General features: G+C 73.6%; 28 protein-coding genes. 8 read left to right on the forward strand and 20 right to left on the reverse strand.

The window, feature by feature from the left end:
* Positions 1-40: 40 nt before the first annotated feature.
* The 3 genes from D7193_RS09925 to mqnE form a co-directional block, all read right to left on the reverse strand.
* A complete protein-coding gene (locus tag D7193_RS09925) occupies positions 41-331 on the reverse strand; it encodes a DUF4229 domain-containing protein (RefSeq protein WP_120779379.1) in 291 nt (96 codons plus the stop codon).
* 87 nt (positions 332-418) lie between these two features.
* Positions 419-841, reverse strand: a complete 423-nt coding sequence (locus D7193_RS09930) for a hypothetical protein (RefSeq protein ID WP_120778974.1) — start codon at positions 839-841, stop codon at positions 419-421.
* 104 nt (positions 842-945) lie between these two features.
* Positions 946-2,115, reverse strand: coding sequence for an aminofutalosine synthase MqnE (mqnE, locus tag D7193_RS09935; RefSeq protein ID WP_120778975.1), 1,170 nt, complete (start codon positions 2,113-2,115; stop codon positions 946-948).
* Positions 2,116-2,354: 239 nt separating this feature from the next.
* Here mqnE and D7193_RS09940 point away from each other — a divergent pair, with 239 nt between their 5' ends.
* Positions 2,355-3,923, forward strand: a complete 1,569-nt coding sequence (locus tag D7193_RS09940) for a C40 family peptidase (protein ID WP_120778976.1) — start codon at positions 2,355-2,357, stop codon at positions 3,921-3,923.
* A gap of 662 nt (positions 3,924-4,585) precedes the next feature.
* Here D7193_RS09940 and D7193_RS33390 read toward each other — a convergent pair.
* Positions 4,586-4,828, reverse strand: coding sequence for a hypothetical protein (locus D7193_RS33390; protein ID WP_158674787.1), 243 nt, complete (start codon positions 4,826-4,828; stop codon positions 4,586-4,588).
* Between the two features lie 445 nt (positions 4,829-5,273).
* Here D7193_RS33390 and D7193_RS09950 point away from each other — a divergent pair, with 445 nt between their 5' ends.
* From D7193_RS09950 to D7193_RS09960, 3 genes are all read left to right on the forward strand, one after another.
* Positions 5,274-5,693 (forward strand): hypothetical protein, encoded by a 420-nt coding sequence (locus D7193_RS09950; RefSeq protein ID WP_147434352.1) that lies wholly within the window; start codon positions 5,274-5,276, stop codon positions 5,691-5,693.
* A 345-nt stretch (positions 5,694-6,038) separates the two neighbouring features.
* Positions 6,039-7,940: a DEAD/DEAH box helicase gene (locus D7193_RS09955; protein ID WP_241562867.1), complete on the forward strand. Its 1,902-nt coding sequence runs from the start codon at positions 6,039-6,041 to the stop codon at positions 7,938-7,940.
* Positions 7,941-8,053: 113 nt separating this feature from the next.
* Positions 8,054-8,674, forward strand: a complete 621-nt coding sequence (locus D7193_RS09960; RefSeq protein ID WP_120779380.1) for a putative glycolipid-binding domain-containing protein — start codon at positions 8,054-8,056, stop codon at positions 8,672-8,674.
* A 23-nt stretch (positions 8,675-8,697) separates the two neighbouring features.
* Here the strand turns inward: D7193_RS09960 and cds1 are convergent, their stop codons facing one another.
* From cds1 to D7193_RS09975, 3 genes are all read right to left on the reverse strand, one after another.
* On the reverse strand, positions 8,698-9,789 hold the full coding sequence (gene cds1 / locus D7193_RS09965) for an L-cysteine desulfhydrase Cds1 (RefSeq protein ID WP_120778980.1): 1,092 nt from the start codon (positions 9,787-9,789) through the stop codon (positions 8,698-8,700).
* Positions 9,790-9,811: 22 nt separating this feature from the next.
* The gene (locus D7193_RS09970; protein WP_120779381.1) at positions 9,812-10,642 is read right to left on the reverse strand and encodes an SDR family oxidoreductase; all 831 of its coding nucleotides are present in this window, start codon (positions 10,640-10,642) and stop codon (positions 9,812-9,814) included.
* Between the two features lie 210 nt (positions 10,643-10,852).
* Positions 10,853-11,311, reverse strand: a complete 459-nt coding sequence (locus D7193_RS09975; RefSeq protein WP_120778981.1) for an Lrp/AsnC family transcriptional regulator — start codon at positions 11,309-11,311, stop codon at positions 10,853-10,855.
* Positions 11,312-11,580: 269 nt separating this feature from the next.
* Between D7193_RS09975 and D7193_RS09980 the strand changes: the two genes are divergently transcribed.
* Positions 11,581-11,847, forward strand: a complete 267-nt coding sequence (locus D7193_RS09980; protein WP_120778982.1) for a BldC family transcriptional regulator — start codon at positions 11,581-11,583, stop codon at positions 11,845-11,847.
* A 57-nt stretch (positions 11,848-11,904) separates the two neighbouring features.
* On the opposite strand, the gene D7193_RS09985 is transcribed toward D7193_RS09980, so the two are convergent.
* The 3 genes from D7193_RS09985 to D7193_RS09995 are packed head-to-tail and all read right to left on the reverse strand — an operon-like array spanning position 11,905 to position 14,922.
* Complete coding sequence (locus D7193_RS09985) at positions 11,905-12,534, reverse strand: UbiX family flavin prenyltransferase (protein WP_120778983.1); 630 nt, start codon at positions 12,532-12,534, stop codon at positions 11,905-11,907.
* 16 nt (positions 12,535-12,550) lie between these two features.
* Entirely contained in the window at positions 12,551-13,462 is a 912-nt protein-coding gene (mqnP, locus tag D7193_RS09990; protein ID WP_120778984.1) for a menaquinone biosynthesis prenyltransferase MqnP, read from the reverse strand.
* A complete protein-coding gene (locus D7193_RS09995) occupies positions 13,462-14,922 on the reverse strand; it encodes a menaquinone biosynthesis decarboxylase (RefSeq protein ID WP_120778985.1) in 1,461 nt (486 codons plus the stop codon). The genes mqnP and D7193_RS09995 overlap by 1 nt, the downstream gene beginning before the upstream one ends.
* 155 nt (positions 14,923-15,077) lie before the next feature.
* Here D7193_RS09995 and D7193_RS10000 point away from each other — a divergent pair, with 155 nt between their 5' ends.
* A complete protein-coding gene (locus D7193_RS10000) occupies positions 15,078-15,896 on the forward strand; it encodes an alpha/beta fold hydrolase (protein ID WP_120778986.1) in 819 nt (272 codons plus the stop codon).
* A 50-nt stretch (positions 15,897-15,946) separates the two neighbouring features.
* Here the strand turns inward: D7193_RS10000 and D7193_RS10005 are convergent, their stop codons facing one another.
* The 3 genes from D7193_RS10005 to D7193_RS10015 form a co-directional block, all read right to left on the reverse strand.
* Positions 15,947-16,135 (reverse strand): DUF397 domain-containing protein, encoded by a 189-nt coding sequence (locus D7193_RS10005; RefSeq protein ID WP_120778987.1) that lies wholly within the window; start codon positions 16,133-16,135, stop codon positions 15,947-15,949.
* Positions 16,126-16,932, reverse strand: a complete 807-nt coding sequence (locus D7193_RS10010; protein ID WP_120778988.1) for a helix-turn-helix domain-containing protein — start codon at positions 16,930-16,932, stop codon at positions 16,126-16,128. The genes D7193_RS10005 and D7193_RS10010 overlap by 10 nt, the downstream gene beginning before the upstream one ends.
* Positions 16,933-17,013: 81 nt before the next feature.
* A complete protein-coding gene (locus tag D7193_RS10015) occupies positions 17,014-17,586 on the reverse strand; it encodes a carboxymuconolactone decarboxylase family protein (RefSeq protein WP_120778989.1) in 573 nt (190 codons plus the stop codon).
* Positions 17,587-17,690: 104 nt separating this feature from the next.
* On the opposite strand from D7193_RS10015, the gene D7193_RS10020 reads away from it, so the two are divergent.
* Together D7193_RS10020 and D7193_RS10025 are read left to right on the forward strand one after the other, a co-directional pair.
* The gene (locus tag D7193_RS10020; protein WP_120778990.1) at positions 17,691-18,167 is read left to right on the forward strand and encodes a MarR family winged helix-turn-helix transcriptional regulator; all 477 of its coding nucleotides are present in this window, start codon (positions 17,691-17,693) and stop codon (positions 18,165-18,167) included.
* Positions 18,168-18,278: 111 nt separating this feature from the next.
* Complete coding sequence (locus tag D7193_RS10025) at positions 18,279-18,497, forward strand: hypothetical protein (protein ID WP_120778991.1); 219 nt, start codon at positions 18,279-18,281, stop codon at positions 18,495-18,497.
* Here the strand turns inward: D7193_RS10025 and D7193_RS10030 are convergent.
* The 7 genes from D7193_RS10030 to hemL are packed head-to-tail and all read right to left on the reverse strand — an operon-like array spanning position 18,482 to position 26,065.
* Positions 18,482-19,963: an AAA family ATPase gene (locus D7193_RS10030; protein WP_120778992.1), complete on the reverse strand. Its 1,482-nt coding sequence runs from the start codon at positions 19,961-19,963 to the stop codon at positions 18,482-18,484. The genes D7193_RS10025 and D7193_RS10030 overlap by 16 nt on opposite strands.
* A 58-nt stretch (positions 19,964-20,021) precedes the next feature.
* Positions 20,022-21,014, reverse strand: coding sequence for a c-type cytochrome biogenesis protein CcsB (gene ccsB / locus D7193_RS10035; protein WP_120778993.1), 993 nt, complete (start codon positions 21,012-21,014; stop codon positions 20,022-20,024).
* The gene (gene resB, locus D7193_RS10040; protein ID WP_120778994.1) at positions 21,014-22,666 is read right to left on the reverse strand and encodes a cytochrome c biogenesis protein ResB; all 1,653 of its coding nucleotides are present in this window, start codon (positions 22,664-22,666) and stop codon (positions 21,014-21,016) included. The genes ccsB and resB overlap by 1 nt, the downstream gene beginning before the upstream one ends.
* The gene (locus D7193_RS10045) at positions 22,666-23,502 is read right to left on the reverse strand and encodes a cytochrome c biogenesis CcdA family protein (protein ID WP_120778995.1); all 837 of its coding nucleotides are present in this window, start codon (positions 23,500-23,502) and stop codon (positions 22,666-22,668) included. The genes resB and D7193_RS10045 overlap by 1 nt, the downstream gene beginning before the upstream one ends.
* Positions 23,502-24,074, reverse strand: coding sequence for a TlpA family protein disulfide reductase (locus tag D7193_RS10050; RefSeq protein WP_120778996.1), 573 nt, complete (start codon positions 24,072-24,074; stop codon positions 23,502-23,504). Before D7193_RS10050 ends, D7193_RS10045 begins: the two co-directional genes overlap by 1 nt.
* Positions 24,075-24,722, reverse strand: a complete 648-nt coding sequence (locus D7193_RS10055; RefSeq protein WP_120778997.1) for a histidine phosphatase family protein — start codon at positions 24,720-24,722, stop codon at positions 24,075-24,077.
* A 5-nt stretch (positions 24,723-24,727) separates the two neighbouring features.
* Complete coding sequence (gene hemL, locus D7193_RS10060) at positions 24,728-26,065, reverse strand: glutamate-1-semialdehyde 2,1-aminomutase (RefSeq protein WP_120778998.1); 1,338 nt, start codon at positions 26,063-26,065, stop codon at positions 24,728-24,730.
* Positions 26,066-26,093: the final 28 nt, after the last annotated feature.

Raw genomic sequence — 26,093 nt, forward strand, 5'->3', positions numbered from 1 at the left:
GCCGTCCCTCGGACGGCCGGGGCGTGCTCGTCGACAGGCGTCAGCGTGACGGGTCGGAGTCCCGAGGCGTTTCCGACCGCTCGGTCTGGTCCTCGCCGGCCAGCGCAGAGCGGAGACGCTCCTTCTCGTCGCGCCGGCGCTGCGCGGCGCCGGCCATCTCCTCGGCCATCTCGTCCCGCCAGCCCTTCAGCAGGAAGAACGAGAGCGCGGCCGAGAACACCAGCGCCAGCATCAGCTTCAGGAACACGTTCATGTCGATCAGCCAGAGGGCCGCCAGCACGACGACGAACAGCCCGATCCGGCCCAGCGTGTACTTGACCGCCGCGCTCACCCGCACCACTCCGTTCCCGCGCCACCGGTAAGCCCGGCGCGCCCCTCAGCCCGCCCGGCGGGCCGTCCGGCCCCTCCGGTGGGCATCTCAGCCCGTCCGGCGGGCCAGCCAGCGCACACCGGGAAACCACACCACCGCGTACACGACGGTGAAGGTGGCCGCCGCCAGCGCGCCCGTCAGCAGCGACGGCAACCCCGCGGCCAGGCCGGCCACCAGCAGCCCGGTGACCACGGCGACCGCGAGGGCGCCCACCGCCGCCACCACCCGGGCCGCGCCGAACTCCCAGGCGCGGAAGTCCTCCCAGAACAGCCAGGCCGGGAGGATCACCGCGAGCCAGCCGTTGGCCCGCCCGAAGTCACCCGCACCGAACGACGCGAACGCCCAGTCGAACAGCAGGAGGGCGAGCACGCCGATCAGCCAGCCGGCGAGACTCACCCCGAGCAGGTCGCCCAGGGTGAGCACCCGCCCCTCGGCGTCGCGCCGGGGAAAGCCGCTCTGCTGCTCAGTCATCGCCCAACAGGGTACGCGAGGCGCCCGTCACCTCCCGCACGCAGGACCGGCCGGCCCGGACCCGGCGGCCCGGACCCGGCGGCCCGTGCCCACCCCCGCGGGGGTCAGGCCCAGACCTGCTGCGGCTCGGCCCGCCGCTGCGCCAGCGTCGGCGGGGCGTCGTACTCGCGCACCACGTTGTACCGGGTGTCCCGCTCGACGGGGCGGAAACCGGCGTCCCAGATGAGGTCGAGCAGATCCTCGCGGTGCATGGTGCTCGGCGTGCCGTACGCGTCCGCGTCGTGCGTGATCTTGTATTCGACGACCGAGCCGTCCAGGTCGTCCGCACCGAAGTTCAGCGAGAGCTGGGCGACCGAGAGGCCGTGCATCACCCAGAAGCACTTCACGTGCGGCACGTTGTCGAAGAGCAGCCGGGACACCGCGAAGGTCTTCAGCGACTCGGCCGGCGAGGCCATCGTCGTCCGGGCCTGGATCCGGTTGCGGATCTTGCCGTCCGCGGAGTCGACGAAGTCGTGCTGGTAGCGCAGCGGGATGAACACCGCGAAGCCCCCGGTCTCGTCCTGGAGCTCCCGCAGCCGCAGCACGTGGTCGACGCGGTGCCGCGGCTCCTCGATGTGGCCGTACAGCATCGTGGCCGGCGTCTTCATGCCCTTGCGGTGCGCCAGCGCGTGGATCCGCGACCAGTCCTCCCAGTGGCAGTCGTGGTCGACGATGTGCTGGCGGACCTCCCAGTCGAAGATCTCCGCGCCGCCGCCGGTCAGCGACTCGAGGCCCGCGTCCATCAGCTCGTCGAGGATCTCGTCGGCGGACAGGCCGCTGATCTTCTCGAACCACTGCACCTCGGTCGCCGTGAAGCACTTGAGCTTGACGTTCGGCAGCGCCGCCTTCAGCTCGCGCAGCACCTTGGGGTAGTAACGCCAGGGCAGGGTGGGGTGCAGGCCGTTGACGATGTGCAGCTCGGTGAGCTGCTCGTCCTCCATCTCCTTGGCCTTGCGCACCGCCTCGTCGATCCGCATCGTGTAGGCGTCCTTCTCGCCCGGCTTGCGCTGGAACGAGCAGTACGCGCAGGACGCGGAGCACACGTTGGTCAGGTTCAGGTGCCGGTTGACGTTGAACATCACGCGGTCGCCGTTGAGCTCGGTGCGCCGGTGGTGCGCGAGCCGCCCCAGCCAGGCCAGGTCGTCGCTCTCGTAGAGCGCGATCCCGTCCTCCCGGGTCAGCCGCTCACCGGCGTACACCTTCGCTTCGAGCTCACGCTTGAGTCCGGCGTCCATGGCACGTCCCTTCCACCTGCGGTCCCGGTCGAGCGTACGTCGGGAGGCCGGCGGGACCGGCGGCACGGTCGCCGGGCGCGACCCGGTTCACCACATTCTCAGCCAGCCGTTACCCGGCCACGCATCGACAATGTTGCCCCGGCTGAGGTAAGACAGGATGGGGCGCGCGACACACTGGTAGCGTCCCACGGGCCGCGTCCCACCGGGCGCGGCGACTGTCTGCCGGGGCGGGGAGCGGAATGGTCTACAGCGGGCGCGGGCGACGGCATCGACGACGGAGCCCGGTGGTCTCGCCGGTCCTGCGTCCGAAGCTCTGGGCCGCCCTGCTCGGCGCGATCGCGGCCGCGGTGCTGGCCACCCCGGTCTACGCCGACCCCGCGCCGCCGGCCGCCGTGCCGGACACCGGTTCCCGGCCCACCGTCACGGGCTCGCTCACGCTGCCGGGCGCGCCGGCCACCGGCGTCACGCCGACCCCGGGCGTCCCGGTCGGCAACCTCGGCACCGGGCCGCTGGCCAGCCAGATCTACGCCGCGGAAGCCCAGGTCGGTCTGCTCGGCGACACGTTGCTCCAACTCAGACAGAAACGCACCGACGCCGAGGCCCAGCTCACCGCGGCCGACCAGGGTCTGCGGCTCGCACGCGACACTCTGGTCCGCGCACAGGAGCAAGCCGACCAGGCCGCCGCCGACGAGATCAAGGCCGCCGCGGCGCTGCCGCCGGGCGCGCTCGCCGACGACATCCAGGGGCTGAGCCGGCTCCAGCGGATCACCCGCGGCGAGAAGATCGAGGGGTTCACCACCGCCGCGGCCGGCGAGCTGTCCCGGGCGCGGACCGCCGAGCAGAACGCCTACCAGGCGTACGCGGACGCCGAGACCGCCCTGCGCACCGCACGGGAGCAGTTCGACGCGGGCGAGAAGGCGCTGCACGCCGAGGAGGCGAAGCTTCTCAAGCTGCGCAAGGACAACGCGGCGCAGCTCGTCGAGATCGAGCGCCAGCAGGAGGCCGCCGAACAGCGGATCGGCGCCGGCTACGTGCAGGGGCAGAGCGCCAACGGGCTCTCGGCCCACCCGCGCGCGCTTGCCGCCGTCCGCTACGCCCTCGACCAGCTGGGCGACCCGTACCTGTGGGCCGCCGAGGGGCCCAACCGGTTCGACTGCTCCGGTCTCATGTGGGCGGCCTACCGCTCCAAGGGCGCCGACTACTTCGACCTGCCGCGGGTCTCCCGCGACCAGTACTACGCGACGCGCAGCCGCACCGTGGACCGCACCGCCCTCCTCCCCGGCGACCTGCTCTTCTTCGCCTCGGGCAGCAGCTGGACGTCGATCCACCACGTCGGCATGTACATCGGCAACGGCAAGATGGTGCACGCCCCGACCACCGGCGACGTCGTGAAGATCTCGACGGTGTCGTGGTCCCGGCTCTACGCCGCCACCCGCGTCATCGGGGCGGTGCCGGGCCCGTCGACCACGCCCAGCCCCACCCCGAAGCCCACCGGCTCGCCCACTCCGACGACGCCGCCGACCACCAAGCCGCCGACGACGCCGCCCACCACGAAGCCGCCGACGACGCCGCCACCGACCACCAAGCCGCCGACGACGCCGCCGCCGACCACGACCCCGCCCACGACGACGCCGCCGACCACCAACCCGCCGACCACGCCGCCGCCGACGACGACGCCGCCGACCACCAACCCGCCGACCAGCACCCCGGACACGTCGCCCACGACGTCCCCCTCGACCACGGGCAGCGCGGAGACGAGCGAGAGCGCGTCGGCGGATGGCTCGGCGTCCGCGAGCGCCGGTAACTGACCCGCAAGCCGGCACTCGGCTGTGCGTCCGGGCCGGAATGTGGCACCGTGACACCCAGGCACGCCCGGTCCGCGGCCGGGTAGGGGTGTGAGCGTGGTGCGGAGGGCGGACATGGCCGAGCAGAAGGTTCCGGCGGAAACGAGCGACCCCGGCACCACGTCCGTGGACCCGACCGACGCCCCACCCACCGCCGTGGCCGCCGCCGACCGTAGGCAGGACGGGCTGGCCACGACCGGCGACGACCACGCCACCAGCGCCCCGGAATCCGCAGCCGGCACCTCGGCCGACAGCCTCGCGGGCGCGAGCGACGCCACCGACACCCCGGAATCCGCCGCCAGGACGTCGACCGACGGCGCGACCGACGCCCCGGAATCCGCGGCCGGCACCTCGGTCGACAGCCTCGCGGGCCCGGCCGGGGCCGCGGGGTCCCGGGCCGGTACGCCGGCCGACCCCGCCGAGGCGCCGACGTCCACGGCCGGGGCCGCGACCGCCGGTCCGGCGACCGCGACTGACGGCGCTGCCGACGGTGGCGCGGGCGACGGAGGCGGGTCGACGCCGGGGTCGACCGGCGGCGGGACCGCGACTCCCGCGAGCCCGGTCCGAGCCCGCGCCAGCGTCGCCGCCCCCGCCGCCGCGACGCCGTCGGCTGGGGCCAGTCCCAGCTACCGGGCCGTGGTCTCGGCGACCGCCGCGGCGGGCCTGCCGACCCAACGGGACGGATCCGGAACGCCGGCCCGCGCCAGCGCCGTCGTACCCGGGGCCAGCCCGGTCACGGCCGGCGAGGCCGCGGCCGCCGGGGCCCGCGCGAGCGCCGTCGTACCCGGAACGAGCCCCGTCACGGCCGGCGAGGCGAGGGCGACCGGCGGCACCCGTTCCCCGGCGGTGTACCGCTCCGGGCCGGTCAACCCGGAGCCTCCCGAGCCGGCACAGCCCCCGGAGCCGGCGCAGCCGCCGAAACCGCCGAAGCCACCCGTACCGGAACCGGAGCCGGAGCCGGCCCCGACACCGGTGCCCGGGCCCACCCCGCCCTCACCCGCTCCCCCGTCGCCGGAGCCGACGCCGCCGGCCCCCGGTCCGTACCCGCCGGGGCCACGTCCGGCGCCGCCTCCGGGGCCGGTGCCGCCCCTGCCGGGGCCGCCGGTACCGCCGCCGGGCCCACCCGTGCCCCCGCCACCGCCTCCGCCCGGTCCGATGCCGGCACCGCCGTTCCCACCGCCGCCGGCCACCTCACCCGCACCGGCCGCCCGCAGCGCGGCACCCGTGTCGGCCCCGCCCGGACGCGCCGCCGTACCGGTGTCCGCACCCCCTGGACAGGCCGCCCGGCCGCTGTCGGCGGCGCCGGAGCCGACCGTGCCCGGCTGGGCTCCCGTGGGTCCCGCCGAGCCGGGTTCCGGCGGCACCCTGGCCGCTTTTTGGTCGGGTGGGCCGTCCAGCGCGTCGTCGCCGGCGACCGGCGGGACGCCGGCCGGAGGGCGCGCGGGCCGGTACGACGGCGGCCCCGACCTGGCCGGGACGGTCTACGGCGGCGGCGAGGGTGCGGGCTTCACGACCGTGGCGCTGCCGAGCGCGGTGGAGACCTCCGGCTCGCTGACCGGTCACATCCTCGCCCAGGGCTGGGCCGAGACGCCGGCCGCCGAGCGCTCCCGCACGGCCCGGGTGGTGATCGTGCTGGCCGCCGCCCTGGGCCTGCTCGTGCTGATCAGCGTGCTGCTCGTCCTGCTCGCCGGCGACGCGGTGAGCGGCCTGATCAACAACGTCCTGAGCACCTAACCCCCCGGCCCCCTCCGCCCGCCGCCCCCGCACCGGTCACCGAGTTGATCAAGAGGTTTGCGTCAGATTCCGCGCCGAAACCGACGCAAACCTCTTGATCACCGGTCGAGGGCAGATCACCGGACGAGGGTGGGGGTGGGGGCGGTGGGGAGGCCCGGGGTGGGGGTGAGTCGGCCCACTACGGTTCGCGGCCGGATGGCGGCTCGCGGCAACCGCCGTACACTGGTAACGATCATTTGACCTGGCGCGCCTCCCGCGCGCTCATGGGCGGTCTTGCGGGCGATTCCCGCGGCAGCGTGCCGCGGCGGGCCATCGCGAAGATGCGCCCCGCTTGAAAGGCACTTCTTGACCATCTCTGCTGACCCCAGCACGTTCCCGTCCGCCTTCGACCCGGAGCACCACGCGCCGGAGCACCACGCCCCGGAGCACCACGCCCCGGCCCAGGACCCGGCCGCCACCGCCGCCGGCGACCACGCCACCACGGACACCAGCACCACCGCCGGCGACGCCACCCCGGCCAGCGACACCACCACCGCCGACGCCACCGCTGCCGTCGACGCCAGCCCGGCCGGCGACGCCACCCCGGCCCTCGACACGCCGGACTTCGCCGCGCTCGGCCTGCCCCAGCCGCTGGTCCGCGCGCTCGCCCGGCAGGGCATCACCGCGCCGTTCGAGATCCAGCGCGCGACCGTGCCGGACGCGCTCGCCGGCCGGGACGTGCTCGGCCGGGGCCAGACCGGCTCCGGCAAGACCCTTGCCTTCGGGCTGCCGCTGCTCGCCCGGGTCGCCGCCGGCGAGCGGGCCCGCCCGCTGCACCCGCGTGCCCTCGTCCTGGTGCCGACCCGCGAGCTGGCCATGCAGGTCAACGACGCCCTGCTGCCGCTGGGCAAGGCGGTCGGCGTCTTCCTCAAGACCGCCGTGGGCGGGGTGCCGTACGACCGGCAGATCGACGCGCTGCGCCGTGGCGTGGAGATCGTCGTGGCCACCCCGGGGCGGCTCGGCGACCTCATCGACCGGGGCGTGTGCAACCTCGACGACGTCGAGGTCACGGTGCTCGACGAGGCCGACCAGATGGCCGACATGGGCTTCCTGCCCGAGGTCACGGAGCTGCTCGCGAAGACCCCCGCGGGTGGGCAGCGGCTGCTCTTCTCGGCCACCCTGGACGGTGACGTCGATGCCCTGGTGAAGCGGTTCATGACCGACCCGGTCACGCACTCCACCGCCCCGCCGACCGCCGCCGTGTCCACCATGGACCACCACGTGCTGCTCATCCCGCCGCGCGACAAGTTCTCCGTGGTGGCGTCGATCGCCGCCCGGGACGGCCGCACGATGGTCTTCGCCCGTACGCAGCTCGGCGTGGACCGGCTGGTCAACCAGCTGGCCGCGGTGGGCGTACGGGCGGGTGGCCTGCACGGCGGCAAGACCCAGCGGATGCGTACCCGCACGCTCGCCGAGTTCCGCGAGGGACGGACGAACGTGCTGGTCGCCACCGACGTGGCCGCCCGTGGCATCCACGTGGACGGTGTGTCGCTGGTGCTGCACGTCGACCCGCCGAAGGACCCCAAGGACTACCTGCACCGTGCCGGCCGCACCGCGCGGGCCGGCGAGTCCGGGGCGGTCGCCACGCTGGTGCTGCCCAAGCAGCGCCGAACCACGCTCGCCATGCTGGAGAAGGCCGGTGTCGAGCCGGCGGAGACCCGGGTCCGGGTCGGTGATTCGGCACTGGCCGAACTGACCGGTGCCCGCGAGCCGAGCGGCGTGCCGGTCCGGGACGAGCCGCCGGCACCGCGCCGTTCCGGCGACCGGCCCGGCGGCCCGCGCCGCTACGGCGACCGGCCGACGGGCGAGCGCCACGGCGACCGGGGCCCCGGCGAGCGCCGCTTCGGTGGCCGCGACGACCGCCGCCACGGGGACCGGCCGCACGACGACCGCCGCCACGGTGACGGGCCGCGCGACGAGCGCCGCTTCGGCGACCGGCCGGCGGGCGACCGCCGCTACGGCGACCGGCCGGCGGGCGACCGCCGCTACGGCGACCGGCCGGCGGGCGACCGCCGCTACGGCGACCAGCCCCGCGACGAGCGCCGCTACGGTGACCGGCCGGCCGGCGAGCGGCGGTTCACCGACCACGGCGGTGACGGCCGCGGTGAGCGTCGGGGCGGCTTCCGCCCCGAGGGTCGGGGGCGCGAGGACCGGCCCCGCGACGAGCGCCGGGGCTTCGGCGGGCGGTCGCCCGCGCGTACGCACTGACGCCCTGGTCATCGACGTGACCGACGCCGCCGCGGAGCCCGCGCTCCGCGGCGGCGTTTCCGCATGCGCTGCCGTCGTCGATCCGGTCGCGTAACGTCCGGCTCATGCCGAGCATGCCGAAGTCGCTGTTCTGGAGCCGGACCGACACCGCGGGCGCCGAGCACGCCCTTCTCGACGACGGTCAGGGGCTCGCGGCCCGGGGCACGATGCTCGCCGTCGACCCGATCCCGTGGACCGGCCGCTACCAGGTGACCACCGCACCGGACTGGACGACCAGCCGTGTCGAGGTCGAGGTGGAGGGGGCGGGGTGGCTGCGCAGCGTACGCCTGGAACGGGCGGCCGACCGGTGGCGGGTGACCACCGCCGAGCAGGGTGACCTGGATGCGGCGCTGGCCGCGGCCGGGCACCGGCCGGCAGGGTTGCCCGGCACCGACGACCCGGACCGGCTCGGCGACGCGCTCGACGTCGACCTGGGCGGCTCGCCGCTGTTCAACGCGCTGCCGGTGCGCCGGCTCGGGCTGACGGGCCGGCCGGCCGACACCGCCTACCGGATCACGGTGGCCTGGGTGCTGGTGCCCAGCCTCGCGGTGGTGCCCGCCGAGCAGGTCTACACGTCGCTGGGGCCGGGCCGCATCCGGTTCAGCAGCGGCACGTTCACGGCGGACATCGACCTGGACGCCGAGGGGTACGTGCTGCGCTATCCCGGGGTGGCCGAGCGTGGCGACGCGGGCTGAGCCCGGGTGGCCGGCCGCGCTGCTCAGGCCGGCCAGGCGCCGCTGCTGAGGAACCGGTCGATGGTGGCCAGGTGCGGGGTGAGGTTCAAACCCTGCGCGGCCACCCAGTCGTCGGCGTAGTACGTGTCGGCGTACCGATCGCCGGCGTCGCAGATGAGGGTGACCACCGAGCCCGTCCGGCCCTCGGCGATCATCTCGGCGATGAGCCCGAAGGCGCCCCACAGGTTGGTGCCGGTCGAGCCGCCCAGCCGGCGGCCGAGCAGCGCCGAGCCGGCCCGCATGGCGGCCAGCGAGGCGGCGTCCGGCACCTGCACCATCCGGTCGACGACCGAGGGCAGGAAGGACGGCTCCACGGCCGGCCGGCCGATCCCCTCGATCCGGGAGCCCTTGCCCGTGCGGATCGACCAGTCGGCGGCCACCCAGGCGGGGTAGAACGCCGAGTTGTCCGGGTCGACCACGCACAGCTTCGTGGGCAGCCGGCGGTAGCGGGCGTAGCGGCCGACGGTCGCGCCCGTGCCGCCGGTGCCCGCGCCCACGACGATCCAGGCGGGGACGGCGTGCCGTTCCCGGGCGAGCTGGGAGTAGATCGACTCGGCGATGTTGTTGTTGCCCCGCCAGTCGGTGGCCCGCTCGGCGTAGGTGAACTGGTCCATGAAGTGCCCGCCGAGGTCGGCCGCGAGCCGCTGGGCCTCGGCGCACACCCGCGCCGGGTCGTCGACGAGGTGGCAGCGCCCGCCCTGGAACTCGATCTGGACGATCTTCTCGGCCGAGGTCGAGGCCGGCATCACCGCGATGAACGGCAGCCGCAACATCCGCGCGAAGTACGCCTCGGAGACCGCCGTCGACCCCGAGGACGCCTCGACGATCGTGGTCCGGGGCCCGATCCAGCCGTTGCAGAGCCCGTAGAGGAACAGCGAGCGGGCGAGCCGGTGCTTCAGCGAACCGGTCGGGTGCACCGACTCGTCCTTCAGGTAGAGGTCGATCCCCCACTCCACGGGCAGCGGGAACGGCAGCAGGTGGGTGTCGGCCGAGCGGTTCGCGTCGGCCTCCACGGCCGCGATCGCCTCGGTCACCCACGTGCGGCTGGCCTCGTCGCCCCGGTCGAGGTGGGTCACGCCGGAAACGTAGCAGGCCAGGTCACGGTCCGTCCGCCCCCGCGCGGCGGCGCTGCCGGCGCTGGCCGGCCCGGCCCACGGCCCGTACGACGGGGGTCAGCCCCAGGGCGAGCCGGGGTGCCGCGTCCAGCAGCCGCACCTGGACACCCCGCCATCGTGGCAGGGTCACCACCGGGCGGGGCCGTCGGGCCAGCCGGACCGCCCGGGCCGCCACCCGCTCCGGGGCGAGCATCGCGCCCGTGAACGAGGCCAGCGCGCCCGGGTCGTCCAGCCGGTCGTGCAGCATGGGCGTCCAGATGCCGTCGGGGCAGAGGCACGAGACGTGGACGTCGCGGTGCCCGGCCATGCGCAGGTCGGCGAGGGTGCCGAGGCTGAACGCGAGCAGGGCGTGCTTGCTGGCCGCGTAGACCGTCTCGCCGGGCGGGGCCACCAGCCCGGCGAGCGACACCACGTTGAGGACGTGCCCGCGCCCCTGGGCCCGCATCACGGCGAGCGCGGCGAGGGTGCCGTTCATGGCGCCGTACGCGTTGACGTCGAACATCCGGCGCCGGGTCGGCGCGTCCTGCTCCCAGGCCGGGCCGGTGACCAGGATCCCGGCGTTGTTCACCCAGAGACCGAGGCCCCCGGACCGCTCCGCGGCCTCCGCCGCCACGGCGGCGCAGCCCGCCTCGTCGCGCACGTCCAGCGGGCGGGACCAGCCGCCCAGCGGGGCGGCCGCGGCGGCCACCCCGGCCGCGTCGAGGTCGGTGAGCAGGACCGGCCAGCCGTCGGCGTGCAGCGCCGCGGCGATGGCGCGGCCCAGCCCGCCGGCAGCACCGGTCACCACGGCCGCGCCGGGCGCTGGTGAGATCACCGGCGCAAGGTACCGCCGCTGGCGCCGGCCACGCCAGAGCCGGCCGGCGCCAGCGAGGTCGGGCGGACGGCGAGGTCGGGCGGCCGTGATCGACTCCGTTTCGCCGATGTGGCGGGGTCCCGCGGCGGTGGACACCGCCACATCGCCGATGTGGTGTCGATCAAGCGCCCACGCCGGCCACGCCAGGCCGGCCGGGCGCGGCGGACCCGGTCAGACCTGCGGCGTCGGCAGCGGCTGCGGCCGGTTCTCCCACTTCGTGGAGAGCGCGATCCCGGTACGCGTGGACGCCACGCCGGGCGTCCGGTTCAGCCGTACGATGAGCTGCTCCAGTTCCGCGATCGTGCCGACCCGGGCCTTGAGCAGGAACGACTCGACCCCGGCCATGAAGTAGCACGACTCGATCTCGGGCATGGCCCGGAACGCGGCCAGGACGTCGTCGGTGTCGGCGCCGGAGTCCTCGACGATGCCGATCAGGGCGGTCACGCCCAGCCCGACCGCCTCCGGCGCCACGTCGGCCCGGTAGCCCCGCAGCACACCGCCGGCCTCCAGCTTCCCGACCCGCTCGTGCACGGCGGGGGCGGAGAGGCCCACCTGCCGGGCGAGTTCGGCGTAGGAGAGGCGGGCGTTGCTGCGCAGCAGCTCCACGAGGCTCAGGTCGATGGCGTCCACGGAAAGTAGACCCTAGCCCCTTGGGCGTAACGCCCGGACTCCGGCATCCGTTGCACATGACAGCAGGTGACAGTTCGCGTACGGAGAGTCAAGGGAGTGCGACGCCGGTACCATTGACTAACTTCCCACTCAGTGCGTTTTTCGCGTTTGGCGGACAGGCCAGGTCGCTGGTGCTGTAATTGCCATACGTCCCTCATGACGGCTCTGGGCTCGCACCGGCCGGGGGCAGTGTGTTCAGCCGGGGGCTTCGTCGACGCGAGGAGGGGGCTGTGGACACTGGAGATCGCCTGCTGACACCGGGTGAGGTCGCCGCGCTGTTTCGGGTTGACCCGAAGACTGTGACGAGATGGGCGGCGGCGGGTCGGATCGGCAGCATCCGGACTCCAGGAGGGCATCGCCGGTTTCGGGAATCCGAGGTGCGAGCCCTGCTTGAGGGGGAGGGCATGCTGGACGAGACCGACGACATGGGAAGGTCACGAAACGCCGGTCCGGCCGCCTCGACCGGCCCCGGTCCGGCCAACGCCGGCATGTACTGAACGTCGCCAGCGCGGGCCGGGCGGAGCCGTCCGGTCCGCGTCCCGGGACCACGACCGTCAGGCCCGGCCGGTGCCGAGTTCGCCCGACCAGCGCCGGAACAGGGTGTGCGGCACACCGAGAGCGTCCAGCACCTTGCCCGCCACGAAGTCGACCAGCTGCTGCGCGGTGGCCGACGCTCCCGCGCCGTAGAAGCCGGGACTGGCCGGCAGGACGACCGCACCGGCGTCGTGCAACGCGATGAGGTGCTCCAGGTGGCTACGGGTCACCGGGGTCTCCCGGGGGACCACCACCACCGGTCGCCGCTCCTTGAGGTTGACCTCGGCGGCCCGTTGCAGCAGGTCCTTGGAGAGGCCGATCGCGATGCCGGCGCAGGCCGCCGTGCTCGCGGGCACGACGGCCATCCCGCGGGCCCGGTACGAACCGCTGCTCGGCCCGGCCGCCAGGTCACCGGCCGGCCAGTGCCGGACGTCGGCGCCGGCCAGGTCACGGCCGAGCCATCCGGCGAGGTCCTCCGCCCAGTGCGCGTCCCGGAACGGGCGGCCGGTCTCGTCGAGCAGGGTGAGCCGGGCGGCCCGGGAGACCACGAGGTCCACCGGCTCACCGGCGTCGAGCAGTCCCCGTACGACGGCGGCCGCGTACGGCGTGCCGGACGCGCCGGAGACCCCGACCACCCACGGTTCGCGCATGCGTGCAGCCTCCCGGTCAGGCCCTCAGGCCGAGCCGGATCACCAGGTCGAGCAGCGCGAACGCGAACAGCGCGATGCCGACGAACCCGTTGGCGGTGAAGAACGCCCGGTTGACCTTGCTGAGGTCGGTCGGGCTCACCACCACGTGCTGGTACGCGAAGGCGACCGCGGTCAGCACGAGGCCGATCCACCACAGCCAACCGAAGCCGACCAACGCGCCGAACCACAGGAAGAGACCGAACGTCACCACGTGCGCCACGGTCGAGGCGTGCAGCGCGAAGCGTGCGCCGTACCGGGCCGGGACGCTGTGCACCCCGATCTGCCGGTCGATCTCGATGTCCTGGCAGGCGTAGATCAGGTCGAAGCCGCCGATCCAGAGGCCGACGGCCGCGCCGAGCAGCCAGGCCGGACCGGATCCGGCGAAGGTGCCGGTGACCGCGAGCCACGCGCCGACCGGCCCGACCGCCTGGGCGATCCCCAGGATGGCGTGCGGCCAGTTGGTGAACCGCTTGCCGTAGGGGTAGACGACCAGCGGCACCACGGCGAGCGGTGCGAGCGCCAGGCAGAGCGGGTTGAGCAGCGCGGCGGCGGCCAGGAAGACCACCACCGCGACCACCGCGCCGGTCCAGGCCGTCCGCACGCTGACCGCCCCGGTGACCAGCTCACGCCGGGCCGTACGCGGGTTCCGCGCGTCGATCCGCCGGTCGAGGATCCGGTTGGCGGCCATCGCGAACGTCCGCGCCCCGACCATCGCGATCGTGATCAGCAGCAGGTCGAGCCAGCGCACGTGGCCGCCGTTCACCTGCATCGCGGTGAGCGCCGAGAGGTACGCGAAGGGCAGCGCGAACACCGAGTGTTCGATGGTGACCAGCCGGAGGAACGACTTCACCCGGCCCGGGCGTTCCGCCGGCGCGTCGAGAACCGCCATCAGATCCCGTACTCCTTCCAGCGTTTGTCGACCAGCGAGACCACCTCGGGCGACATCCGCATCTCCTCCGGCCAGCCCCGGGTGTAGCCCTCCTCGGGCAGCTTGCGGGTCGCGTCGATGCCCGCCTTGCCGCCCCAGAACTGCTGGTACGACGAGTGGTCGAGGTGGTCCACCGGCCCCTCGGTGAGGAGCAGGTCCCGGGCGTAGTCGACGTTGCCGAAGGCCCGGAAGGCCACCTCGTTGTAGTCGTGCACGTCGCAGTCCTCGTCGACGATCACGATGAGCTTGGTGAGCGACATGAGGTGCGCGCCCCAGATCGCGTTCATCACCTTCTGGGCGTGCTTCGGGTAGCGCTTGCGGATCGACACGATGGCGCAGTTGTGGAAGACACCGGCGGCGGGCAGGTCGTAGTCGACGATGTCGGGGATGAGCAGCTTGAGCAGCGGCTGGAAGATCCGCTCGGTGGCCTTGCCGAGGCCGTGGTCCTCCTGCGGGGGCTTGGAGGTGACGATCGAGTGGTACACCGGCTCGCGCTGCATGGTCATCGTCTCGACGTGCAGCACCGGGAACGGCTCGACCGGGGTGTAGAAGCCGGTGTGGTCGCCGAACGGCCCCTCCGGCATGCGCTCGCCCGGCTCCAGGTAGCCCTCCAGCACCACTTGGGCGTGCGCCGGCACCTGCAACGGCACGGTGAGGCAGTCGACCATCTCGACGCGCTCGCCGCGTAGGAACCCCGCGAACAGGTACTCGTCGATGTCGCTGGGCAGCGGCGCGGAGGCCGCGTACGACACGACCGGGTCGCAGCCGATGGCCACGGCGACCGGTAGCCGCTGGCCGAGCCGCTCGGCCACGGCGTGGTGGGCCGTGGAGTCCTTGTGGATCTGCCAGTGCATGCCGAGGGTGTTGTGCGAGTGCTGCTGGAGCCGGTAGAGGCCGAGGTTGCGCTTGCCGGTCTCCGGGTGCTTGGTGTGGGTCAGCCCGAAGTTGTGGAAGATCCCACCGTCGCCGGGCCAGACCTGGAGGCCGGGCAGCCGGTTCAGGTCGACGTCGTCGCCGCGGTAGACCACCTGCTGGCAGGGCGCGGTCTTGACCTTGCGCGGCGGCAGTGACTTGAGCTGCATGACCTTGCCGAGCCCCTCGCGGATGCCGGACCAGCCGACCGGCAGCTCCGGCTTGATCAGCTCACCGATGCGGGCGCCGACCTCGTCGAGCGACTCGACGCCGAGCGCCATGGCCATCCGCTTCTCGGTGCCGAAGAGGTTGATGGCGACCGGCATCTCACCCCGGGTCGGGCGCTCGAAGAGCAGCGCGGGGCCGTCCGCGCGGACCGTCCGGGAGACGACCTCGCTGATCTCCAGGGTGGGGTCGACCGGCACGGTCACCCGCCGCAGTTCGCCCGCGCGCTCGAGCGCCGCGAGGAAGTCCTTGAGATCGGTGTACGGGAAGCCGTGAGCCGCCATGCCCGCCAGTCTCCCGCACCCGCACCCCGCCCGCCCCAGCCGGGTCGGGTGATGTCGCCGGCCACTGTGCGTTCCGCCACACGTCCCCGCCATGGGGGCGGGTCTGTCGGTGCTCGCGGGCAGCATGCGGAGACCCCGAGCGAAGGAGATTCCGGATGCCCCGCCGTACGTCGGTGTCGTTGAACGTCGTCGAGCGGGGCGAGGGCCTCCCCGTGCTGGCGCTGCACGGCTGGACGCCGGACCACCGGCTCATGCTCGGGTGCCTCGAACCCGTGTTCGCCGGCCGCCCCGGCTACCGCCGCCTCTACCCGGACCTGCCCGGCATGGGCGCGTCGCCGGCCCCGCCGGAGATCGCCAGCTCGGACGACGTGCTCGCCACGGTCCAGGATCTCGTGGACGACCTCCTCGGCGACGCGCCGTTCCTGCTCGTCGGCGAGTCGTACGGCGGCTACCTCGCGCGCGCTCTGGCCCGGTCGCGGCCCACGCAGGTGCGCGGGCTGGCGCTGATCTGCCCCATCGGCACGGCCGTGGAGAACGCGGACCGGCGGGTGCCGCCGCCGGAGGTGCTGCGGCCTGATCCGGGGCTGCTCGCGTCGACCGACGCCCGCACCGCCGCCGAGTTCGCCGAGATCGCCGTCGTGCAGACCCCGGAGACGCTGCGCCGGTTCCGCGAGGAGATTTTGACCGGTCTCGACGTGGCGGACCGGGAGGCGATGGCCCGCATCCGGCGGCGGTGGACGCTGACCGAGGCCCCGGAGGACGGCGCGCCGTTCCCGCGGCCGACCCTGATCCTCACCGGCCGGCAGGACAGCTCCACCGGCTACCTCGACCAGTTCGCGCTCCTGCCGCACTACCCGCGCGCGACGTTCGCGGTGCTCGACGTGGCCGGCCACAATCTCCAGATCGAGCAGCCCGGGCTGTTCGACGCGCTGGTAGGCGAGTGGCTGGACCGGGTCGCGGCCGAAGCCGGCTGACGGCGGCTACCGGGCGTGTGACGTTGCCGGCGGGCCGGGCGGGCGCGCGGTCAGCGACCGGCGGTGGCCGTGACGAAGGCCCGCCACGCCTGCGGGGTGAAGGTCAGGACACCGCCGGCCGGGTCCTTCGAGTCCCGGACGTGGACCCGGCCGGGCAGGTTGTCGGCGACCTCGACGCAGGCACCAGCGTCGTTGCCGCTGCGGGTGGATTTGCGCCAGCGGGCGCCGGTCAGATCCATGGCTTCACGATCTCCTCGATCAGGCCGATCGACTGCTGCCGGGGCAGCGCGTCACTGCGCAGACTCTCCCACCTTCCGAGCAGCGTCGCCACCTCGTTGATGTCGTCCACGGCGGTGCCGCCGGTCTGGTTGTCGAGGAACCCGACCCAGCTGCCGTCGGCCGAGCGGCCGAGGATGAACGGGCCGAAGAGACCGGCGTGCAGCCCGACGCCCTGCGGCAGCACGTGCACGCTGATGTGCGGGCGCCGGGCGCACGCCACCAGGTGGCGGAGCTGGCCGGCCATCACCCCGGCGCAGCCCTCCGCGAAGCGGTGCAGCGCGGACTCGTCGATGACCGCGGTGAGCTGCGGCGGGTGTTCCCGGTCGAGGATCACCTGCCGTTCCAGCCGGGCGGACACCAGCTCCTCCACGCGCTCGGCGGTGAGCCCGAGGTCGAGCCGGAACACCGCCCGGGCGTAGTCGGCGGTCTGCAACAGGCCGGGGATCATCGTCGCGCCGAAACAGCGCAGTTGCGTGGCCGCCCGTTCCGCCTCCAGCCACGGCCGGAACCAGACCGGCTCGCCCTCGCGCCGGCCCAGCTCGCGGAGCGAGACCAGCAGGCCGCCGGTGCCGAGCACCTCGTCGGCCCGGCTCAGGTAGGCGTGGTTGGGCACGACCTGCCCCAGCTCCACGGCCGACACCATCGAGGCCGAGTAGTGGGCCCGCTTGCCGTACTCCTCCTGGCTCAGCCCGGCCGCGAGCCGCGACCGGCGGAGCTGGTCCCGGATCAGTTCCGCCGTGGATACCGGTGAGGTCATCCGTGCCCGCCCTCCGCGTCCCGCGCCGGCCGCCCGTCGCGGCCGGCCCAGGTCGGACGGTAGCGGTACGGCGACCGTGCGTCAGTCCCGCGACACGCCGTGGCCCGCCGGCTCCCAGGCGTACGGCGCCAGCGGCGGGTCGAGCGGCGCGTCGACGAGCCGGTTGGCGAAGGTGGAGATGGTGTACGTCCCGACGCCGAGCACCACGTCCAGGGCGTGCCGGGGCTGGTAGCCGGCGGCCAGGAACGCGGCCAGGTCGTCGTCCGGGACGGCGCCCCGCCGGTCGAGCACGGCGAGCGTGAAGCGTCGCAGCGCCTCCAGCCGGTCGTCAGGCAGGGGCGTGCCGGCACGCAACGCCGCGATCAGGTCGGGGGCGGCCTCGCGCCGGGTCAGGGTCGCGGTGTGCATGGCGACGCAGAGGTGGCACTCGTTGCGGGTGGCGACGGTCAGCACGACGACCTCGCGCTCGACCGGGTCGAGCCCGCAGTTCTCGAAGATGCCGTTGACGGTGAGGAACCCCTTGAGCAGCTCCGGGGACTCGGCCAGGAGGCCGACGGCGGCGGGCAGGTGACCGAGCGTGCGGCGCACCCCCTCGATGGTGGGCCGGGCGGCGGCGGGGGCGGTGTCGGCGGTGTGGGGTGTGAAGACGGGCACGGAGAAGCCCTTTCGGTCGGAGGGTGCGCCGGGACTGGTTCGGCATCGACGCTGGCGTACGATCGTCAACGTGGTTGACGAAATAGTAAACGCGGTTGTCGAAGATGGCAACGGCTGACCCCGACCGGCCCGGCTTCCTCCTGCCCCTGCTGCTGCTGGCCGGCTTCCGTACGCTCATCGACGACCTGCACGCCGAGCTGGCCCGCCAGGGGCACTCCGACCTACGGCCGCTGCACGGCTTCGTGCTCCAGGCCGTCGGCCCCGACGGCACGACCGCCAGCGAGCTGGGCCAACGGCTGGGCGTCTCGAAGCAGGCGGCCGGCAAGACGGTGGACCGGCTGGTGGCCCTCGGCTACCTGGAACGGGCCGACGACCCCCGCGACGCCCGGCGCAAGCTGGTGCGGATGACCGAGCGCGGGTACGACGGGCTGCGCCGCTCGGCGGTCATCTTCGACCAGCTCCGCGACCGGTGGGCGGCCACGCTCGGGCCGGAACGCGTCGCCGCCATCGAGGACGACCTGCGGGCCGTCACCCCGGCGAACTGGTTCCGCCTCGACGTGCCCGGCTGGTTCGGCGCCTGACCTCGCCGGCGGATCGCGCCCGGCCGGGAGAGTCGCCGCCGGATCGCGCCCCGGCCGGAGAAATGTCACCGGCCCTGGCGCGCCGCGCCGGCCGCGGCGGAACCTGGAGGCATGTCGGACGCGTACGTCGTGGGAGACCCGGACGGCCTGTCGCCGCTGCAGGCCGAGCTGCGCGACGCGGTCGCCCGGGAGCTGCACGCCCAGCTCGCGCTGCGCGCGGAACGCCTCGAACTGGCCGACGTGCCGGAGGTGGCCTACCAGGTCACGTTACGGATCGACGAACTGCTCAGCCGATGGATCCCGTCGCGCGGTCGTCACTCGCCCGCGTAGAGGCGGTCCGGGTCGGCAAGGATCACATCCGACCGGTGGCTGGCGAGTTGCCGCAGTTCGTCGGTGAAGCCCGCCGCGCTGGCCAGCAACAGCCGGACTTCACGTGCGTCGACCCCGGGACGGGTGATGAGCAGATCGCGGGCGCGTGCCAGCCGATCCAGGTCGGGCTGGCCCAGTGTCCGCCCCCACTTGACCTCGCCGATGGCGAGCAGCGGGCGCGGACCGTCGCCGAGCGGCGGCTCCCCGAGCGCCACCAGGTCAAGCTCGTGGCTGGTGCGACTCGCCGGATCGGTGAGGACGGCGGGGCTCGCCTCGGCCACGATCCCACCGAACGTCTCCAGGGGCGCAAAACGCAACGCCCACTGCCGGACGGTCTCCTCGAACCCCGGTCCGAGCACGGCACTGGCGTAGCGACGCTGCGATCGCCGCCACACATCCGCGCCGCGCCGCTGTTCGAGAGCCGTCCAGGCCGGACGCATGACCGCCTGGTAGAAGGTGATCAAAGGCTCGGCGATGCGGTAGCGACTCCGTCCGCTGCGCAGCGGGTCCGGGTCGCGGGCCAGCAGGCCGGCATCCTCCAGGACGACGAGGGGATGCTGCAGGTCGGTCGCTTTGCGGCCGATGTAACCGGCGATGCCGCCCCGGGTGCCGTTGCCTTCGGCGACCGCGGCGAGCACCGAATGGTAGAGGGCGATGTCCCGCAGGTCCGGATCCTCGGCCAGCAGGTAGCGCGCCTCGCGGAAGAGCGGCCGAGCGGGATTGAGCACCGCCCGTACCACCCAGTCGTCGAAGTCCGACGGGCCGTCCGGGACGTCGTCCTGGACGTACTCTCGCCGGTACGCGGGCGTGCCACCGACGATGGCGAACACCTTCGCGGCCAGTAACGGATCGCTGATGCCCCAGAATGCCGCCGCCGTGCGGTAGTCGAGCGGTGGAACCGAAAGCTCCAGGCCGGCACGGCCGCGCAACGGTGCCGACCCGGCGAGCAGTCCGCCCATGAACGAGAGCGCTGATCCGCAGAGGAGAAGCCGGGTGCGGGAGCTCGCGCGCTCCGGGCGGCCGGGGGTCAACGCGTGCTGGATGATCGACGGCAGGTCCCGGCTGGCGCGTGCCAGGTAGGGGAACTCGTCGAGCACGACCGTCACCGGCCGTTCGCGCCCCAGGGCCAGCAGGGCATCAACGGCCTTGGGCCAGTCGGCAAGATGCACCGGGCCAGGGGCCGAGGTGTGCGCACCGAGCGCATCGCCCAGCCGCCGCAGCGACTCCGCCGGAGTCGCCTCGGTCGCCCCGAAGTAGAAGCCACCAGTGGCCCGCGCCAGCTCGTAGAGCAGGAGTGTCTTGCCCTGTCTCCGGCGACCGCTGACCACGCCCAGGGTGGCGCCGGGGCGCTCGTCGGTGGCGAACCGCGTCAACTCGGCCCACTCGGTGTCGCGGTCGAAGATCTCCGCTGGCTTGTCGGGCCGCACAACGCACCCCAATTTGTAGGACTACAGTTCTTATAAGTGTAGTCCTACAAATTGCGGATCAGCTCAGGCCGCCGTACGAGTGCAGGCCGGTGAAGAAGATGTTCACGCCGAACAGGTTCATGAGCATGGTGAGGAAGCCGACCACGGCGATCCAGGTCGCCACGTTCCGCTTCACGCTCGGCGTGGCCCGGGCGTGCAGGTAGCCGGCGTACACCACCCAGGAGATGAACGCCCAGGTCTCCTTCGGGTCCCAGCCCCACGGCCGGCCCCAGGCCGCCTCGGCCCAGATCGCCCCGGCGATCACCGCGAAGGTGAAGACGGGGAACGAGAAGGCGTGCAGCACGAAGGTCAGCCGCTCCAGCGCGGCCGCCGCCGGCAGCCGCTTGGCCAGGGTGTACGGGAAGCTGCGCTTGCCGGCCTCGAAGCCGCGACGCATCAGGAACGCCACCGCGGGCACCGCGCCCAGCAGGAAGATGCCCGACGAGAAGACGATCGTCGAGACGTGGATGACGAACCAGTACGAGTTGAGCGCCGGCACCAGCGGCACCACCGGCACGTAGAGCACCAGCTCGGCGGTCGCCACCAGCAGCACCATCACGAGGGTGAGGAACAGCCCGAGCTTGCGCAGCGACGGCCGCTTGGCGAGCACCACCAGCCAGGCGGCGACACCGATGAAGGTGACCGTGAGCACGAACTCGTACATGTTGCCCCACGGCATCCGGTCGGCGGCGATGCCGCGGGTGACCAGTGCCACGAGGTGCAGCACCGCGGCCACCACCGTGGCCACGACCGCGAACCGGCCGGCGAACCGGGCCCGGTCGGCGGAGCGGCCCGCCACCGGCGCCACCGGCGGAGCGGGCTCGGCCGGCGCCACGACCGTCCCGCCGGGCGCGCCAGCGCCCGCTCCCACGAGTTCCCGTTCCCGGGCGGGCGACGGCGTGGCGACCCGGACCCGGGTGTTGCCGAGGGCGTACTCGACGGCGTGGCCGATCATCGCGACCAGGTACGCCAGGATCGCGAACGTCACCATCTGGTCGGAGAGTGCGGACATCACTCGGTCCCTTCCCGGTCGCTGCGGTCGCGATCCGTGCCGGCCCGCTCGTCCCGCCGCCCGTCACCGCTCACCGCGGCGACGACCTGCGTGAACTCGTCAGCGAACCCTGGATAGTCGGTGCGCGGCAACCCACCGGCCTCGACCAAACTACTACCGGCCGTCGGAGTTTGTCCTGTGGGGTCCGCGGATTCCGCGGGCGTCACCCGGAAGAAGATCCGGCGACGCCGGCCGAACAGCGACCCCATGAGGCCGACGAGCAGGAACCCGCAGCTCACGAGCAGGATGCCGGAGCCGGGATCGTGGCGTACGGAGAGGGTCACGTAGCGCGTGGTGCCGAGGAACTCGACGGTGGTGCCGTCGTCCAGCTTCCAGGTCTCGCCCGGCTTGAGCACCTTGTCGCCGACCTGCTTGACCTTGCCCGTACGGATCTGCCGCTGGTCCAGCTCGTAGACCGAACCGGGGATGCCGGCGTCCAGACCCAGGTTCCCCCGGTACGCCACCAGGTTGAGCGCGGGGTTGCGTTCGGTCGGGTACTCCGAGCGCACGAACGGCGGTGCGTCCGGCGCCGTCGGCAGGTAGAGCCCCGTGAAGGCCACCTGGAGGTTCGGGTCCCGCTGGCGCGTCTTCGGGTCGACGTTCGCGTCCGGGAAGGCGGCCAGCCCCTCGCTCGTGAGCCCCATGTCGCCGGTCGTGAGGAACGGCAGGTTGCTGACCTGGCTGCGGCCGTACCGGTCGGTGTAGCGGATGACCGGGGCGTACCCGTGGCCGAGCAGGTAGACGTTCGCGCCGTCGAGCCGCAGGGGCGAGTTCACCGAGAACTTCTCGGTCCGGTTCGCCCGGCCGGGCTCCTCCACGGTGACCGTCGCGTTGAAGTACTCCGGCTGGCCCGAGTCGAGGAAGCGCGCGTCGAACTTGTCCAGGGTCAGGCAGAACGGCGGCAGGTCGGCGCTGTCCACCTGCGGGCCGAGCTTCGCCTCCGCGTACTGCTGGCGGGTGTTGCAGAAGGCGTTCTCCGCGCCCGCGACCAGCAGGCGGTTGCCGCTCCAGCCGTACCAGTGACCCAGCGCCACCCCGGCCAGCACGACCACCAGCGTGGTGTGGAAGAGCAGGTTGCCGGTCTCCTTGAGGTAGCCCTTCTCGGCGGAGACCACGTCGCCGCGCACCGCCACCCTCCACCGCCGCCGGCGCAGCACCTCGGCGATGGCCGCCGCGCCGCCGGCCGGGCCGGTGAAGACGGTGTGCTGCGGCAGCCGGTCCAGCCGCTTCGGCGCCACCGGCGGCTTCGACCGCAACGCGCGCACGTGGTCGCGCATGCGCGGCGTGATGCAGCCGATCAGCGACGTGAAGAGCAGCAGGTAGATGGCGGAGAACCAGACCGAGCCGAACACCTCGAAGGCGCCGATCCGGTCCAGCGTCGGAGCCAGGTCGGGGTGCTCGACGAAGTACTCGTTGACCTTCTCCGGGCTGACGTTCCGCTGCGGCAGCACCGAGCCCGGGATGGCCGCGACCGCCAGCAGGAAGAGCAGCACCAGCGCCGTACGCATGCTGGTGAGCTGCCGCCAGGAGTTCCGCAGCAGGGCCAGCACCCGGTTGGGCCGGCGTCGGGGCGCCTCGGCGGGCGTGGCGGGCCGCTCGTCCACGACGGTCATCAGATGCTCACCTCACCCACCCCGACGGTGGTCTGCAGCCAGATCACGATGTTCGTCCATCCGCCGGTGACCAGCGCGAGGCCGATCAGGATCAGCAGGGCGCCGCCCACGCGGGTGACCCAGCGGCTGTTGCGGCGGATGAAGCGGAAGACCCCGAGCAGGCGCTGGAAGCCCAGCCCGAAGACGACGAACGGTACCCCCAGCCCGAGGCAGTACGCCACGGCGAGCACCACGGCCCGGTCCGTCTGGCCGCTGACCGTGGCCATCCCCATCACGGCGGCGAGCGTGGGGCCGACGCACGGCACCCAGCTCAGCGCGAAGACCGCACCGAAGATCGGCGCGCCGAGCAGGCCGGCGGCGGGCAGCCGGTGGATCCGGAACTCGCGCTCCATGCCGGGGATGAGGCCCACGAAGGCCAGACCCAGCACGATGACGAGCGCGCCGATGACGATCTCCATGGCCCGCTCGTACGTGAAGAAGACCTTCCCCACGCCGGCGAAGAGGACCGCCGTGGCGGTGAACACGACCGTGAAGCCGGCGATGAAGAGCAGCGTCCCGGCGAGCACCCGGCCCTTGACCGCGGCGGCCGGTCGCGCCTTCTCCCGCACGGCGACGGCCACACCCCCGCCGGGGTCGGGCGGGGAGCCGTCCGGCGTACCGCCGCGGACCCGGCCCTCCAGGTCGGCGCCGGCCAGCCCGGTCACGTACGACAGGTAGCCGGGGACCAGGGGCAGCACGCACGGGGACAGGAAGCTCACGAGGCCGGCGAGGGCCGCCGCGCCGATGGCGAGCAGCAGCGGGCCGGACAGGGCCGTCTGCCGGAACGTCTCGCCCATCAGCGGGAACCGGACGCGGGCTGCTCGGCAGCGATCCGCTCGACGATGGGTTGCAGGCCCTCCTGCTTCACCGCGGCGCGGATCACCACGGCCGTCCGGCCCTCTCGGTCGAGCACCACGGTGGCCGGGATGGTGTTCGGCGGGATGTCGAGGGCGAGCGCGAGTCGGCTGGGCGGGTCGAAGAGGCTCGGGTAGGTCACCCGGCCCTCCTCGAACGCGAGCGCCTTGTCCTTGCTGTCCTGGATGTTGATGCCCAGGAAGGTCACTCCGGAGCCCTTGGTGGCCTGGTAGGTGGCCTCCAGGTCGTCCGCCTCGGCCCGGCACGGCGCGCACCAGGAACCCCAGAAGTTGACCACCAGGACCTGGCCGCGGGCCTGGGAGATGTCGTAGCTGCCGCCGGTGAGCAGCTCACCGGAGATCTTGGGCGGCGCCGACCGCTGGTCGGGCGCGCACTCGATCACGCCGTCGGTGGTGGTGGCGCACGCCTTCTCCTGGCTCTGCGACGTGCAACCGGCCAGCGCCACCGCGGCCACGGTGGCGAGCAGACCGGCGGTCCACCTCCGCGCGTGCATTCAGGCCCCCTTGGCCGTCCGGGCCGTCGGCGACATGGCGATCAGGTGGGCGGCCGGCTCGGTGTAGCCGATGCCCACCACCTTCGCGCCGTCGAAGTGGAAGGAGGTGAGGCTCGCCAGGCCGCACTGGCGCCGGCGCGGGTCGTGCCAGAGGCGCTTGCGCTCGACGTACCGGCGCAGGGTCCAGATCGGCAACTGGTGCGACACCAGCACCGCCTCGCGCCCCTCGGCGGCGATCCGCGCGGCGTGCAGCGCCGCGAACATCCGCTCGGCGATCGCCCGGTACGCCTCACCCCACGACGGGGTGACCGGGTCGCGCAGCACCCACCAGTTGCGCGGGTCGCGGAAGGACCCGTCGCCGGGCGAGACGCGCTTGCCCTCGAACCAGTTGGCGCTCTCGATCAACCGCTCGTCCACCCCGACGGGCAGGCCGAACTGCGCGGCGATCGGCTCGGCGGTCTGCTGGGCACGTTCGAGCGGACTGGCCACCACGTGCACCACATCACGATCGGCGAGCCCCTGCGCGGCGGCCTTCGCCATCTGCACACCGAGCTCGGAGAGGCGGAACCCCGGCAGCCGCCCGTAGAGGATCTTGTCGGGGTTGTACACCTCACCGTGCCGCAGCACGTGGACCACCGTCTTGCTCACCGCGCCTACCCCCCGTGACCGGCCGCTGCCGCTGCCCGCGCCGCCACCGGCAACGCGGCGGCGATCTGCTCCAGGGCGGCGTCGTCCAGCGCCGCCGAGACGAACCAGGATTCGAAAGCGCTCGGCGGCAGGTAGACGCCGGCGGCGAGCATCGCGTGGAAGAACGCCTTGAAGGCGGGCACCTGCTGCGTCCGGGCGCTGTCGTAGTCGACCACGTCGGCGTCCGTGAAGAAGATCGAGAACATGCTGCCCGCGTACGACAGCTGGTGCGGGACCCCGGCGGCGGCCAACGCGTCGGAGGCCAGCTTGCCCACGGCGGCGGCCGTCTCGTCCAGCCGGCGGTACAGCGCGTCGTCGGCCAGCCGCAGGGTGGCCAGGCCGGCGGCGCAGGCCAGCGGGTTACCCGAGAGCGTGCCCGCCTGATAGACCGGGCCGGCCGGGGCGAGCCGGGACATGACCTCCGCGCGCCCGCCGAACGCCGCGGCGGGCAGGCCGCCACCCATGACCTTGCCGTACGTCCACAGGTCGGCGTCGGACGGGTCGAGGCCGTGCCAGCCGGAGCGCGACACCCGGAACCCGGTCATCACCTCGTCGACGATCAGCAGCGCGCCGTGCGCGTGCGCGATCCGGGCCAGCTCCTGGTTGAAGCCGCCCCGGGGCGCGACGACGCCCATGTTGCCGGCCGCGGCCTCCGTGATGACCGCCGCGATGTGCCGGCCCTCGGCGGCGAACGCCTCCTCGACCGCGCGCAGGTCGTTGTACGGCAGCACGATGGTCTCGCTCGCGGCGGCGCCGGTGACACCCGGCGAGTCGGGCAGGCCGAGCGTCGCCACGCCCGACCCGGCGGCGGCGAGCAGCGCGTCCACGTGCCCGTGGTAGCAGCCGGCGAACTTGATGATCTTCGACCGGCCGGTGAAGCCGCGGGCCAGCCGGATGGCCGACATGGTGGCCTCGGTGCCGGAGTTCACGAGCCGGACCTGCTCGACCGGGGTGCGGTCGACGATCTCGGCGGCCAGCTCCACCTCACCCGGCGTCGGCGTGCCGAAGCTGGTGCCCCGGGCGGCGGCGGCCTGCACGGCGGCGACCACCTCCGGGTGGGCGTGACCGAGGATCAGCGGCCCCCAGGAGCAGACGAGGTCGACGTAGCGCCGATCGTCGGCGTCGTAGAGCCAGGGACCCTCCCCCCGGACCATGAAGCGCGGGGTGCCGCCGACCGCGCGGAAGGCGCGCACGGGGGAGTTCACCCCGCCCGGCACGATGGCGCGGGCGCGGTCGAAAAGGGCCTCGGAGGCCGGCGCGTCGACCGGGTAGCGGCCGGATCCGGCGGAAACGGTATCGGTCACGATGCCGCCATTGTGTCAGCGCGGGCGG

It is taken from the genome of Micromonospora costi, assembly GCF_003626655.1.
Taxonomy (GTDB): domain Bacteria; phylum Actinomycetota; class Actinomycetes; order Mycobacteriales; family Micromonosporaceae; genus Micromonospora; species Micromonospora costi.